This is a genomic window from Bradyrhizobium sp. HKCCYLRH1034 (genome assembly GCF_051168375.1).
Taxonomy (GTDB): Bacteria; Pseudomonadota; Alphaproteobacteria; order Rhizobiales; family Xanthobacteraceae; genus Bradyrhizobium.
Window position 1 is genome coordinate 1 of sequence record NZ_JBNPUW010000024.1, and the last position, 12,719, is coordinate 12,719.

Annotated in this window: 8 protein-coding genes; 5 read left to right on the plus strand and 3 right to left on the minus strand. The window is 67.0% G+C overall.

All coding sequences use genetic code 11. From position 1 onward, the window contains the following. The first annotated feature begins 298 nt into the window (after positions 1-298). Entirely contained in the window at positions 299-2,302 is a 2,004-nt protein-coding gene (locus ACQR0W_RS33000; protein WP_316171133.1) for a methyl-accepting chemotaxis protein, read from the plus strand. Positions 2,303-2,724: 422 nt separating this feature from the next. On the opposite strand, the gene ACQR0W_RS33005 is transcribed toward ACQR0W_RS33000, so the two are convergent. Continuing rightward, a complete protein-coding gene (locus tag ACQR0W_RS33005) occupies positions 2,725-3,426 on the minus strand; it encodes a hypothetical protein (protein WP_315753047.1) in 702 nt (233 codons plus the stop codon). A 1,235-nt stretch (positions 3,427-4,661) separates the two neighbouring features. On the opposite strand from ACQR0W_RS33005, the gene ACQR0W_RS33010 reads away from it, so the two are divergent. The 4 genes from ACQR0W_RS33010 to ACQR0W_RS33025 all read left to right on the plus strand — a co-directional run bounded on the left by ACQR0W_RS33010 (position 4,662) and on the right by ACQR0W_RS33025 (position 11,609). Continuing rightward, positions 4,662-6,245, plus strand: a complete 1,584-nt coding sequence (locus ACQR0W_RS33010) for a Do family serine endopeptidase (protein WP_316171132.1) — start codon at positions 4,662-4,664, stop codon at positions 6,243-6,245. 285 nt (positions 6,246-6,530) lie between these two features. After that, a complete protein-coding gene (locus ACQR0W_RS33015; protein ID WP_315716199.1) occupies positions 6,531-7,211 on the plus strand; it encodes a response regulator transcription factor in 681 nt (226 codons plus the stop codon). Beyond that, positions 7,195-8,655: a sensor histidine kinase gene (locus tag ACQR0W_RS33020; RefSeq protein WP_315716154.1), complete on the plus strand. Its 1,461-nt coding sequence runs from the start codon at positions 7,195-7,197 to the stop codon at positions 8,653-8,655. Before ACQR0W_RS33015 ends, ACQR0W_RS33020 begins: the two co-directional genes overlap by 17 nt. Beyond that, the gene (locus ACQR0W_RS33025; RefSeq protein WP_316171131.1) at positions 8,652-11,609 is read left to right on the plus strand and encodes a bifunctional [glutamine synthetase] adenylyltransferase/[glutamine synthetase]-adenylyl-L-tyrosine phosphorylase; all 2,958 of its coding nucleotides are present in this window, start codon (positions 8,652-8,654) and stop codon (positions 11,607-11,609) included. Before ACQR0W_RS33020 ends, ACQR0W_RS33025 begins: the two co-directional genes overlap by 4 nt. A 29-nt stretch (positions 11,610-11,638) precedes the next feature. Here ACQR0W_RS33025 and ACQR0W_RS33030 read toward each other — a convergent pair whose 3' ends face one another. After that, a complete protein-coding gene (locus ACQR0W_RS33030; RefSeq protein WP_315716156.1) occupies positions 11,639-11,881 on the minus strand; it encodes a formate dehydrogenase subunit delta in 243 nt (80 codons plus the stop codon). After that, entirely contained in the window at positions 11,871-12,719 is an 849-nt protein-coding gene (gene fdhD / locus ACQR0W_RS33035; protein WP_316171130.1) for a formate dehydrogenase accessory sulfurtransferase FdhD, read from the minus strand. The genes ACQR0W_RS33030 and fdhD overlap by 11 nt, the downstream gene beginning before the upstream one ends.

Genomic DNA, 12,719 nt, shown 5'->3' on the forward strand with positions numbered 1-12,719 from the left:
AGGGACCCATAGCCACAGGGAGATGCTGTTGTGCGGGATGTCGGACCAGTCTTGTTTCACGACAACCGCCGCGGAGTATGGGTCCCTGCGTTCGCAGGGACGACATCGGAGTTGGTGGAGGCCGCTCGCGTCACACCGGCAGCTGCGAGCCGCGGCCGTCTAACCCGCTATTAGTAAATATCCCCCATCGTGCATACAGCATAGCTGTGAGTCGCCAGCCAGGCGGCCGATGCTGCGGGGCAGGCGCCTGGCGACGTCAGTTCGCCCGCCTGCCGCTCTTGGGGGAGCGGACGAGGACATGATGAGCTTGAAGATCAGGGGGCGTCTCTACGCCGGCTTTGCGGCGCTCATCGTCGCCGGTGCCGTGATGGCGGCCGTGGCGGTGTGGAACCTGTGGGCCGTGCGCGACCAGGTCGCGAGCATGTCGGCGCTGTCGGACGCGACCGCGCGCATCCTGCAGATCTCCAACCATTTGCAGGCGATCCAGCGCGCCAACCTGCGCTACATCCACGACGCCAACGAGCCGGCGCTCAAGGAGGCGGCCGAGCGCGAGGCGGCGGCGACGGCGCTGCTGGAGGCGGCCACCGCCGGCCCGCTGTCCGCGGAGCGGCGCAGGCTCTATGGCGATCTCACCGGCGAGATCGCGCAGATGCAGACCCAGCGCGCCGCGCTCAGCGAGGCCGTCAAGCAGGTGAAGAGCGGCCGCGCCGCGCTGCTGCCGGGCGGCGAGGACCTCGCCGCCAAGGCCGCCAAGCTGTCGATCGCGGCGCGCATCTCGAAAGAACCGGAGGTCATGACTGCGGTCGCCGACATCGACGCCCGCCTGCAGCTCGTCCGCATCGCGACCTGGCGCTTCCTGGCGCTGCGCGACACCAAGTCCGCCTCCGCCTTCCGCGCCGGCGTCGACAATGTCGAGCAGCGGCTCGCCACGCTGGAGGGCGCGTCGCCGCCGGCGGGCGTGCTGGCCGCGATCGCGCCGGTGAAGGCCTCGCTGGAGCTCAACAAGACCGCGTTCGAGGCCACCGCCGCCGCGGCGCTGAAGTCCGAGGACATCTACGCCAACGCGATCGAGCCGCTGATCGCCCGGAGCATCGACACGCTCAAGGCCGCCGAAACGGGCGTGAATGCCGACTATCACGCTTCTCGCGCGCGCGCCGAGGGCGCCATCGACAGCACCATCTCGCTGCAGATGCTGGTCGGCGCCGCCGCCATCCTGTTCGGCTGCCTCGTCGCGGTCCTGATCGCGCGCAGCATCGTCGGCCCGCTGGCGTCGATGACGCGGGCGATGGGGCGGCTCGCGAGCGGCGACGTCGCCGTCGAAATTCCCGGCCGCGGCGCCCGCGACGAGATCGGCGCCATGGCGACGGCGATCCAGGTGTTCAAGGACAACATGGCCGAGACCGAGCGTCTGCGCGCCGAGCATGCCGACGCCGAAGCGCGGCAGGAGCAGCAGCGCCGGGACGACATGGCGAAGCTCGCCCGCCAGTTCGAGCAGGCCGTCGGCGAGATCGTCGATGCGGTGTCGCACGCCTCGAGCGAGCTCGAAGCCTCCGCCGGGACGCTCACCAGCACCGCCGCGCGCGGCCAGGATTTGTCGACCGAGGTCGCCGCCGCCTCGCAGGAGGCCTCGTCCAACGTGCAGACGGTGGCCTCCGCCGCCGAGGAGCTGTCGTCCTCGGTCAGCGAGATCTCCCGCCAGGTGCAGGAATCCGCCCGCATCGCCGGCGAGGCGGTGGCGCAGGCCAACCGCACCAATGAGCGCGTCGGCACCCTGTCGAAGGCCGCCACCCGCATCGGCGACGTGCTCGAGCTGATCTCGAGCATCGCCGGCCAGACCAACCTCTTGGCGCTCAACGCCACCATCGAGGCGGCGCGCGCCGGCGAGGCCGGCCGCGGCTTCGCGGTGGTCGCCGCCGAGGTCAAGGCGCTGGCCGAGCAGACGGCGAAAGCCACCGGCGAGATCGCCCAGCAGGTCTCCGGCATCCAGGCCGCCACCGAGGAGTCGGTCGGCTCGATCAAGGAGATCGGCAGCACCATCGGCCGCCTGTCGGAGATCGCAGCGGCCGTCTCCGCCGCCGTCGAAGAGCAGGGCGCCGCGACGCAAGAGATCTCCCGCAACGTCCAGCACGCCGCCAACGGCACCCAGCGCGTCTCCCGCAACATCGACGACGTGCAGCGCGGCGCCTCGGAGACAGGCTCGGCATCGTCGCAGGTGCTGACGGCAGCACGGTCGCTGTCGGCGGAGAGCGGACGGTTGAAGCGGGAGGTGAGTAGGTTCCTGGGGTCGTTGCAGGCCGCGTGATGGGAGCACGGTGTTTAGCTCCGGCGTCGGACGAGTAGGGCGGATTAGCGCAGCGTAATCCGCCATCGCCACCCGACCACTAACGCGGCGGCTTACGCCTTCGGCTAAGCCGCCCTTCGGATCGTCGATGGGCGAGCCGTCACCAAGCGCTCCGCTGTCGTCCCGGACAAGCGTGCGCAGCACGCGCCGATCCGGGACCCATAACCACAGGAAGATGTCGTTGGCGAGATGTGGGACCAGTCGTTCTAAGCAAGGACCGCCGCGGATTATGGGTCCCCGCGTTCGCGGGGACGACGGTGGAGTTTGTGGCGGCTGCTCGCGTCACACCTGCGGCTGAAAATACATGGCGCGATCCGGGAACACACGAGCTTCAGAGATAAACCTTGGTGTCGCAACGTTCGTCCGGCTGTGCTTGCTCCTGATCATGCTGGCCAAGCCGATCGGAGAAGCGACAAAATAAACCGGACGTCGATGAAGTAAACGTGCTGATTTCCACCGCGTATCATTATTCCAGCAAGTCCTACGAAGTAGGAATTCCTGTCTCGTGCGATATGATAGATGGGACCGCCACTCAAGCCGTCCTGAGAAAAAGGCGTCTTGCCTGTGATCTTTATACGATGCACATGCCGGGCATGGCTCGCTCCGATGTAGTTTCCGGTGGTGACTACCTGTTTTAGATGTACATGCGGGATCTCGTAGTCAACGCTTCGGCACTCCGTAGGATAACCAAACAGGTAGAATTGAGTGTCGGAATTTCCGTTCCACGCATCGCTCTCCTGGATTGGAAAGAATGCCGATTCAAGATTTGGAGATTGATAGTTTTCAGGCGCGAACTCCATTGCCTGTAGATCGTTGAAATCTTCGTCAATACTGCTGCTATCGGTGCTTACGAAAAGAAGGCGCGATCCCGACACAAGTATCTTTCCGTCCTCGATTGGGATCGTGACATCATCAGGTGCGTAATCTTTCGTTTGGTGGCGACACCATAAAAGAAAGTACTTGTCGTGCCATCGAACTGCCGTTGCGGAGCCTAGAAAACAATATGGGAACTGCTCGTGGCCAGTGAGACAGAAAGTTTGCTTGGTGTACCTCGCCAGCACCGTTTCAGTGTTGCGAGTAGGCACCCATAGTCTTCCCACACGTACAGCAGAAGCTCCGACCCATAATGTGAGATTGCGTATCACTGTTGGGGCGCTCGCTTCGCGGCGTCGTCAAGCTGATTGGAGATGCCTGACAGCAATGCAATGACTGGCGAATTGAATCGCAAGCTAGAGTATCAGAGTTCATTCGGAGCGGGGTGTTGCCTGAAGTTGCAATCCCAAAAATTTATAGGGATTACGGCTGATCGTTTCCCGAGTTTCGTTGTGGCCCTTCCTATTAGCCAAATCGTGGGGTCGTAAAATGGGCGGCCTTATTCCGAAAATCAAAAATCCTCTTGCCTCTCACCCCAAATCACCCTTATCCTCCACCCGTTCCGTTCCACCGAGGGGGCGTATCGCGATCGTCACGGACGTCGGATGCGGAATGCGATGGACGCGGGCGGCCGCAGCGGGGCTTGGCCTCGCCGACGAACGGCGGAACGTGGACGTGAAATCGTGTGGTCCTGGTCGCCCGATGCTGCGGCCAAGTCGGCGGCGATGATCCGCCGGTGACGGGGTCAAGAAGCCGGTCCCCGGGGAGATCACGTATAAGCGTTAACACCATCGCACAGGGAAGGCCGGGCGTGTTCGGCCAGACCTGTGGTACCTGCCGCCTGCATTTTTTCCGCAGGCGGGCCACGGGCGCGGCCAGCGCCCGGCCTTCCCTGTGCCCTCGCTGTGAGGGTGCGAGTTTGAAGGGCATGACTCGGGCGCGGGATGCGTCGCGAGGATGTGGAGGCTCGACGCGCGGTTAGCTTTCTCCACATGCTGTTTGATAGTGTGGATCAGGATAGTTGCTCCGGGCGTCATTGCGAGCGCACCGGACGGGTAGGGCGGATGAGCGAAAGCGTCATCCGCCGGAGGCTGGCTCCGGTGCGGGCGGATGGGCGGCGGCTGGATCGGGGGCTGTTGGAAAGGCGGCGGGTTACGCCTGCGGCCAACCCGCCCTACGGGGTTACGACTTTGGTCGGACCGGCCAAAATGATGGCCGCTACGGGGCGGCCGGGACGTGGGCAAGCGCTTGGTCTCGCAAGGCTTTTCCGCCTCGCTCCACCATCTGCGCCATTCCGCCGCAGTGTTCGTGTCCATCCATTACAGAAGTTTAACGCCGCAGCCAGCACGCCGTAAGGCGGCAGCCCCCATCTTCACTGGCGAACGGGGCGCACAGCCCGGGACCCAAGTTTTAGACCTTGATCAAAATCGCTTGCGGAGAAAACCGTATGACTGACCGTCCGACCGACCTGTCCTCCCTTCCATCCTATCGCCAGCCCCGGCGCGGCCTGTTCTCGGCGCGCAAGTTCGCGCTGATGGCCTCCGTCGTCGCGGGCCTCGGCGTCGCCGCCTATGGCCTGTCGCCGCAGGGGGCGCCGCTCGACCTGTTCTCGACCTCGGCGCATGCGCAGGTCGCCAACGAGGTCAGCAAGGTCGCGCGCCCGGTCGGCTTCGCCGACATCGTGGAGCGGGTGAAGCCGTCGGTGATTTCGGTCAAGGTCAACATCGCGGAGAAGGTCGCCAAGGACGACAGCGACGACGATACGCCGTTCCAGCCGGGCTCGCCGATGGAGCGCTTCTTCCGCCGCTTCGGCGGTGAGAACGGCATTCCCGGCATGCCGGGTCGCGGCGGCCGCGGTGGTGGCCGCGCCGTGACCGGGCAGGGCTCCGGCTTCTTCATCTCCGCCGACGGCTATGCCGTGACCAACAACCACGTGGTCGACGGCGCCAACAAGGTCGAGGTGACGACCGACGACGGCAAGACCTACAGCGCCAAGGTGATCGGCACCGACCCGCGCACGGATCTGGCGCTGATCAAGGTCGAGGGCGGCACGAACTTCCCGTTCGCCAAGCTCGCCGACGGCAAGCCGCGGATCGGCGACTGGGTGCTGGCGGTCGGCAACCCGTTCGGCCTCGGCGGCACGGTGACGGCCGGCATCGTCTCGGCGGTCGGCCGCGACATCGGCAACGGCCCGTATGACGATTTCATCCAGATCGACGCGCCCGTGAACAAGGGCAACTCCGGCGGTCCGGCGTTCGATGTCGACGGCAACGTCGTCGGCGTCAACACCGCGATCTACTCGCCCTCCGGCGGCAGCGTCGGCATCGCGTTCTCGATCCCCGCCTCGACGGTGAAGAGCGTGGTGGCGCAGCTCAAGGACAACGGCTCGGTCAGCCGCGGCTGGATCGGCGTGCAGATCCAGCCGGTGACGCAGGACATCGCCGACAGCCTCGGCATGAAGAAGGCCGAGGGCGCGCTGGTCGCCGAGCCCCAGGCCAACGGTCCGGCGGCGAAGGCGGGCATCCAGTCCGGCGACGTCATCACCGCGGTCAACGGCGAGCCGGTGAAGGACGCGCGTGAGCTCGCCCGCACCATCGGCGGCATCGCGCCGGGCGCCTCGGTCAAGCTCAACGTCCTGCACAAGGGCGAGGACAAGACCATCAACCTGACGCTCGGCAAGCTGCCGAACACGATCGAGGCCAAGGCCGACACCGGCGGCGACAATTCGAGCCCGACCCGCGGCGCCGACGTGCCGAAGCTCGGCATGACCGTGGCGCCCGCGTCGAGCGTCGCCGGCGCTGGCAAGGACGGCGTCGTCGTCACCGAGGTCGATCCGAAGAGCGCGGCCGCCGATCGCGGCTTCAAGGAAGGCGACGTCATCCTGGAGGTCGCGGGCAAGTCGGTGACCTCCGCCGGTGACGTGCGCGAAGCGATCAACGCCGCCAAGGCCGACAACAAGAACAGCGTGCTGATGCGTGTGAAGAGCGGCGGGCAGTCGCGCTTCGTCGCGGTGCCGCTGGCCAAGGGCTGAGCGAGGGCCAAGGCCCTCACGAGAAGGCCCTTACGAGATGGGAGACCGCCGGCATGTGCCCCCGCGCCGGTGGCTCTTCCTGGGGGCGGGCTTGAAGTTCCGCTCCCGCAAACCTTCCGTTGGACAACGCCCCCCTCCGTCGGAAGGAACTCGGGCGGTGAGGTCCCCCAGCCTCACCGCCCACTTTGCTGCCGATCAACCCCGGGCCCATGCCGCCTTGCACGGAAACGGCGGCCGGTCCATGTAGATGGACATCGAACCGTGACCGCCGCCCCCGTTTCCGCAATGCGCCTCCTGATCATCGAAGACGACCGCGAGTCCGCCGACTATCTGGTCAAGGCGTTCCGCGAGGTCGGACATGTCGCAGACCTCGCCAGCGACGGCGAGGAGGGGCTCGCCATGGCCGACAGCGGGGATTACGACGTGCTGGTGGTCGACCGCATGCTGCCCAAGCGCGACGGCCTGTCGCTGATCGGCGCGCTGCGTGACAAGGGCAACCGGACGCCCGTGCTCATTCTGTCGGCGCTCGGCCAGGTCGATGACCGCATCAAGGGCCTGCGCGCCGGCGGCGACGATTATCTGCCGAAGCCCTATGCCTTCGCCGAGCTGCTCGCCCGCGTCGAGGTGCTGTCGCGCCGCCACGGCGGCCCGGCCGAGGAGACCACCTACAAGGTCGGCGATCTCGAGCTCGATCGCCTGTCGCACCGGGTCGCGCGTGGCAAGGATGAGCTGACGCTGCAGCCGCGCGAGTTCCGCCTGCTCGAATATCTCATGAAGCATGCCGGGCAGGTGGTGACGCGCACGATGCTGCTGGAGAACGTCTGGGACTATCATTTCGATCCGCAGACCAACGTGATCGACGTCCACATCTCGCGGCTGCGCTCCAAGATCGACAAGGGGTTCGACCGCCCGCTGCTCCACACCATCCGCGGCGCGGGGTACATGATCCGTGACGGCCTTCGGTAAGCTGATCCGCACCACGGCGTTCCGGCTGACGCTGGTCTATCTGCTGTTGTTTGCGCTGTTCGCCGCCTCGCTGCTCGGTTATTTCGCCTGGAACACCCGCCGGCTCATCACCGAGCAGATCTCGACCACGGTCACCTCCGAGATCAGCGAGATGACCGACATCTTCGCCCGCTGGGGCCTGCGCGGAATCGTCGGCGCGATCGAGAGCCGCGCGCTGCGGCCGGGCGCCAATCTCTATCTCATCACCACGCCGACCGGGCAGGCGATCGCCGGCAATGTCGGCTCGCTGGCGCCGGGCGTGATGGGCTCGTCCGGCTGGTCGGAGACGTTCTACCGGCGGCTCGACGACAGCACCGAGCACAGCCATCGCGCGCTGGTGTATGTCACGCAGCTCTCCAGCGGTTTTCGGCTTTTGATCGGCCGCGATCTCGAGGAGCGCCGCCGCCTGTTCGGCATCGTCGCCAAGGCGGCGCAATGGTCGGTACTGGTGGTGGTGGTGCTCGGCATCGGCGGCGGCATCTTTGTCGCGCGGCGCGTGCTGCACCGGATCGATGCCATGACCGGCACGACGCGGCGGATCATGGATGGCGATCTCTCCGGCCGTCTGCCGGTCGGGCGCAGCGGCGACGAGCTCGATCGCCTGGCGGAAAATCTCAACGCGATGCTGGAGCGCATCGAGGCGCTGATGACCGGCCTCAAGGAGGTCTCCGACAACATCGCGCATGATCTCAAGACGCCGCTGACGCGGTTGCGCAACCGCGCCGAGGAGGCGCTGGCGAAGTCGCGCTCCGAGGACGAATATCGCGCCGCGCTGGAGCGCACGATCGAGGAATCCGACGGCCTGATCCGCACCTTCAACGCGCTCTTGATGATCGCGCGGGCGGAGTCCGGGCAGGCGCGCGGCGACATGGTCGAGTTCGATGCGGCCGAGGTCGCCGGCGGCATCCACGAATTGTACGAGCCGCTGGCCGAGGACAATGAGATGACCTTGCGGGTCAAGGCCGCGGCCGCGCCGGTGCATGGCAATCGCGAGCTGATCAGCCAGGCGCTCGCCAATCTCGTCGAGAACGCGATCAAATACGGCAAGCCGGCGGCGCTGCCGCTCGATGCCGCCGCCGCCGCTGATAGCCGCGAAATCCTGATCGAGGCGCGGCGCGAGGGCGGACAGGTGCTGCTCAGCGTGACCGATCATGGCGAGGGCATTCCCGAGGCCGAGCGCAAGCGCGCCGTCGAGCGTTTCGTGCGGCTGGAGGCGAGCCGCACTTTGCCCGGTTCCGGCCTCGGTCTCAGCTTGGCGTCCGCCGTCGCGACCCTGCATGGCGGCGAGCTCCGGCTCGCCGATGCCAGGCCGGGGCTGATCGCGACGCTGGTGCTGCCGGCTGGTGCCGGCGTGCCCGCGAAGCTTGCGGCGCCGGCGCAGGATGTGCCACAGAAGGCCGCATGATCTCATCCGCGCCGGGAAACGCGGACGGGCAGATGCTGGCCGAACGTTTCGTTGCCGGCCCACATGTCCGTGCGCCCGACAAAGCCGAACAGCGCCTCCACGAGTGGCTCGCCGAGCTCGAGCCGTCCTTGGCCGCCTCGCTCCACCAGCTGCTCGCCGACGGCTGGCCGCGAACCATCCTGCTCGGGATTGCCGAGTGCTCGCCCTATCTGTTCGATCTCGTCCGCGCCGACGGCCATCGCCTGGACCGTCTCTTGCGCAGCGAGCCGCAGGCGCATCTCGCCGAGCTGATCGCCCGCACCGGGCGCGAGGTGTTTGCCGCTTCCAGCGAAGCCGAGGTGATGAGCCTGCTGCGGCGGCTGAAATCCGAGGCGGCGCTCTTGATCGCGCTGTGCGACATCGGCGGCGTCTGGCCGGTTATGCAGGTGACGGCGGGGCTGACCGACGTCGCGGTGTCCTCGGTGCAGATGGCGCTGCGGTATCTGCTGCGCCTGGAGACGGTGCGCGGCCGGCTCGCGCCCGTCGATGCCGACGATCCGGAGCAGGGCAGCGGCCTGTTCGTGCTCGCGATGGGCAAGATGGGGGCGGGCGAGCTCAACTATTCGAGCGACATCGACCTGATCGTGTTCTTCGATCCCGAGATCAACTCGCTGGCGCGCGACATCGAGCCGCAGCCGTTCTTCGTCCGCGTGACGCAAGCGATGGCGCGGCTGCTGCAGAGCCGCACCGCGGACGGCTATGTGTTCCGCGTCGATCTCCGGCTGCGGCCGGATCCGGCCTCGACGCAGGTGGCGATGTCGACCGAGGCAGCGCTGCATTACTACGAGCGCGAGGGCCGCACCTGGGAACGCGCCGCGATGATCAAGGCGCGGGTCTGTGCCGGCGACGTCGTCGCGGGCGAGGCGATGCTGGCGGAGCTGTCGCCGTTCGTATGGCGCAAGCATCTCGACTTCCAGGCGCTGACCGACGTCCACGACATGAAGCGGCAGATGCAGGTCTATCGCGGCCACAGCGAGATCGCGGTCGAAGGCCACAACGTCAAGGTCGGGCGCGGCGGCATCCGCGAGATCGAGTTCTTTGCCCAGACTCAGCAGTTGATCGCCGGCGGCCGTCATCCCGAGCTGCGCGTCCGTCCGACTTTGCAGGCGCTCGACGTGCTCACCGCCAGCAAGTGGATCACGGAGCAGGCGCGCGACGAACTCACCACGGCTTATGAGTTCCTGCGCAGGGTCGAGCACCGGCTGCAGATGATGGCGGACGAGCAGATCCACAGCCTGCCCGACGATGTCGAGGGCGTGAGCCGCTTCGCAAGCTTCTTCGGCTACGACAGCCGCGAGCGGTTCGCGACCGATCTGCTGTTCCATCTGGACGTCGTGCAGGGACATTACGCCAGGCTGTTCGAGGGCGATCCCACCGGCACCGTCAGCCTGCCGGCGGTGAACTACGGCGCCGGTCCCGACGAGCCGCGCCTGATGGAGCATCTTGCCGGATTGGGCTTCCGCGATCCGGTGATGGTCGCCAAGACCCTGCAGCAATGGCTGGCGGGCGAGTACCGTGTGTTCCGCACGGATGCGACGCGCACCGCGTTCACCGATTTCCTGCCCGCGCTGATCGATGGCCTCGCGCATGCCGACGAGCCGGATCGCGCCGTCGTGGCCTTCGACCGCTTCCTGCAGGCGCTGCAACTCGGCGGCCGCCTGATCACCCTGCTCGGGCAGAACCGCGATCTCGTGGCGCTCGTCGCGCTCGTGCTCGGGGCGGCGCCCCGGCTCGGCGACATGCTGGCGCGGCAGCCGCGGCTGATGGACGGCCTGATCGATCCGCGCTTCTTCGGCGCGATCCCCGACCGACGCGAATTGTCAGAGCGGCTGGCATCGACGCTGCAGGATGCCGGGACCTATGAGGAGTTTCTCGATCGTCTCAGGCTGTTCGGCCAGGAGAGCCTGTTCCTGATCGGCACGCGCATCCTCTCCGGCACGGTGTCGGCGCAGCAGGCCGGCACCGCCTTCGCCGACGTCGCCGAGGGCATCGTGCACACCGTGCATGATCTCGTGACGGAGCGCTTCGCCGCCCAGCACGGCCGCATCAAGGGCCAGGAGACCGCGATCGTCGCGATGGGGCGGCTCGGCGCGCGCGAAATGACGGCTTCGTCCGATCTCGACCTGATCCTGCTCTACGACTTCGACGGCGATGCGCCGGATTCCGACGGCGAGCGCTCGCTGCAGGGCGCGCACTACTTCGCGCGCTTCACCCAGCGGCTGATCTCGGCCTTCACCTCGCGCACCAATTACGGCGTGCTCTACGATATCGACATGCGGCTGCGGCCGTCGGGCCGCGCCGGCCCGCTGGCCTCGCACATCGACTCCTTTGCGCATTACCAGGAGCAGGAGGCGTGGACCTGGGAGCACATGGCGCTGACGCGGGCGCGGGTGATCTCGGCGTCGCCGGCGTTTCGGGCCCGGATCGAGGAGATCATCCAGGCCGCGCTGCAGCGTCCGCGCGACAGGAGCGCGATCGCGCGCGACGTCGCCGACATGCGCCGCGCGATCGCGGCCGAGAAGGGCGAGGCCGATCTGTGGGACCTCAAACACGCCGCCGGCGGCATGGTCGACATCGACTTCGTCGCGCAATATCTGCAGCTCGTCCATGCCGCGACGACGCCGGAGATTCTCGATGTCAGCACGCTTGCGGTGCTCGACAATGCCGAGCGGCTCGGCGTGCTGCCGCGCGCTGAAGCCGTGATCCTGCGTCAGGCTGCGCGGCTCTATCACGATCTGACACAGATCGTGCGGCTGTGCGTCAGCGACAAGTTCAAGCCGGATCAGGCCGGCGAGGACCTGCTGCGGGTGATGGCCCGGGCGGGCGACGCGCCGGATTTCTCGGCGCTCGAGGCGCGGCTGCGCGAAACGCAGACCGAAGTGCGGCGCGTGTTCACCGCACTGGTGGAGGGATGACCTGACCAACCGCGCGGTAGGCCGGCCGCCTATGCCTTTTCCTTGGCGACCGCGGCATCTTTCAGCCGGCCGATCGCTTCCTTCACCGCCGGGTCGAGGCCCGCGCCGCCGGCGTCGTGGTGCGCATAGATCGTCTTGAGCATGCGCGGATCCCAGAACTTCTTGATGTGCTCGGCGACGCCGGCGACCTCCTTCTCCTGCCCCTGGCTCTGGAAGAACTTGCCGATCTGGTTGGCCATGTAGACGAGGCGCTCGGAGGGGTTATGCGACATGGGTATTGTCCGTCTGTGTTGATCGCGCGCCGGTCTCGGCGCTCGCGACGATCCGTTCGGGATGGGTGAAGATTTCGAAGCCGTCGTTGCGGGCCACCGCAATCAGCGTGATGCCGGCGGCGTCGGCCATGCGAATGGCGAGCGCGGTCGGGGCGGAGACCGCGACCATGATGGGTGCGCCCATGGCAGCAGCCTTCTGCACCAGTTCGACCGAGACGCGGCTCGTCAGGATCACGATGCCCTCGCTCGCCGCACAGCGCGTTTGCGCGAGGTGGCCAGCGAGCTTGTCGAGCGCGTTGTGGCGGCCGACATCCTCGCGCAAGCCGACGATGCCGCGCGCGGGAGTCCAGAACGCCGCGGCATGCACCGCGCGGGTCTCGTGATTGAGCTTCTGCAGCGGCTCGATGGCCTCAAGCGCCGCCATGACGTCGCACGGAGCGAAACGCCGGCCGTCCGGGACATGCGCCGCCGGCCGCACCGCTTCGCTGATCGAATCGATGCCGCACAGGCCGCAGCCGGTGGGGCCGGCGATGTTGCGGCGGCGCTCGGCCAAGCGTTCGGCCTGCGCGTCGGGCAGCCACATCCTGAGCTCGATGCCGTCATCCAGCTCGACGACGTCGAGAGAGATGATGTCGTCTCGGCTCGTGACGAGACCTTCGTTCAGGCTGAAGCCGATGGCGAAGTCGCGGAGGTCTTGCGGCGTCGCCATCATGACGGCCTGGGTGCCGCCATTGTAGGTCAGTGCGACCGCGGTCTCCTCCGGCACGCGGCGGTGGCCCTCGGTGAGGGCTCCGTCGCGCCAGACCAGACGATCCGCGATGCGCACTGCATCGGTCAT

Bases quoted from the DNA above. Each gene is read 5' to 3' on its own strand.
- ACQR0W_RS33030 (WP_315716156.1), bottom strand. From the start codon at position 11,881: ATGTCGCATAACCCCTCCGAGCGCCTCGTCTACATGGCCAACCAGATC.
- ACQR0W_RS33025 (WP_316171131.1), top strand. From the start codon at position 8,652: ATGATCTCATCCGCGCCGGGAAACGCGGACGGGCAGATGCTGGCCGAA.
- fdhD (WP_316171130.1), bottom strand. From the start codon at position 12,719: ATGACCGATGCAGTGCGCATCGCGGATCGTCTGGTCTGGCGCGACGGA.
- ACQR0W_RS33010 (WP_316171132.1), top strand. From the start codon at position 4,662: ATGACTGACCGTCCGACCGACCTGTCCTCCCTTCCATCCTATCGCCAG.
- ACQR0W_RS33015 (WP_315716199.1), top strand. From the start codon at position 6,531: ATGCGCCTCCTGATCATCGAAGACGACCGCGAGTCCGCCGACTATCTG.
- ACQR0W_RS33000 (WP_316171133.1), top strand. From the start codon at position 299: ATGATGAGCTTGAAGATCAGGGGGCGTCTCTACGCCGGCTTTGCGGCG.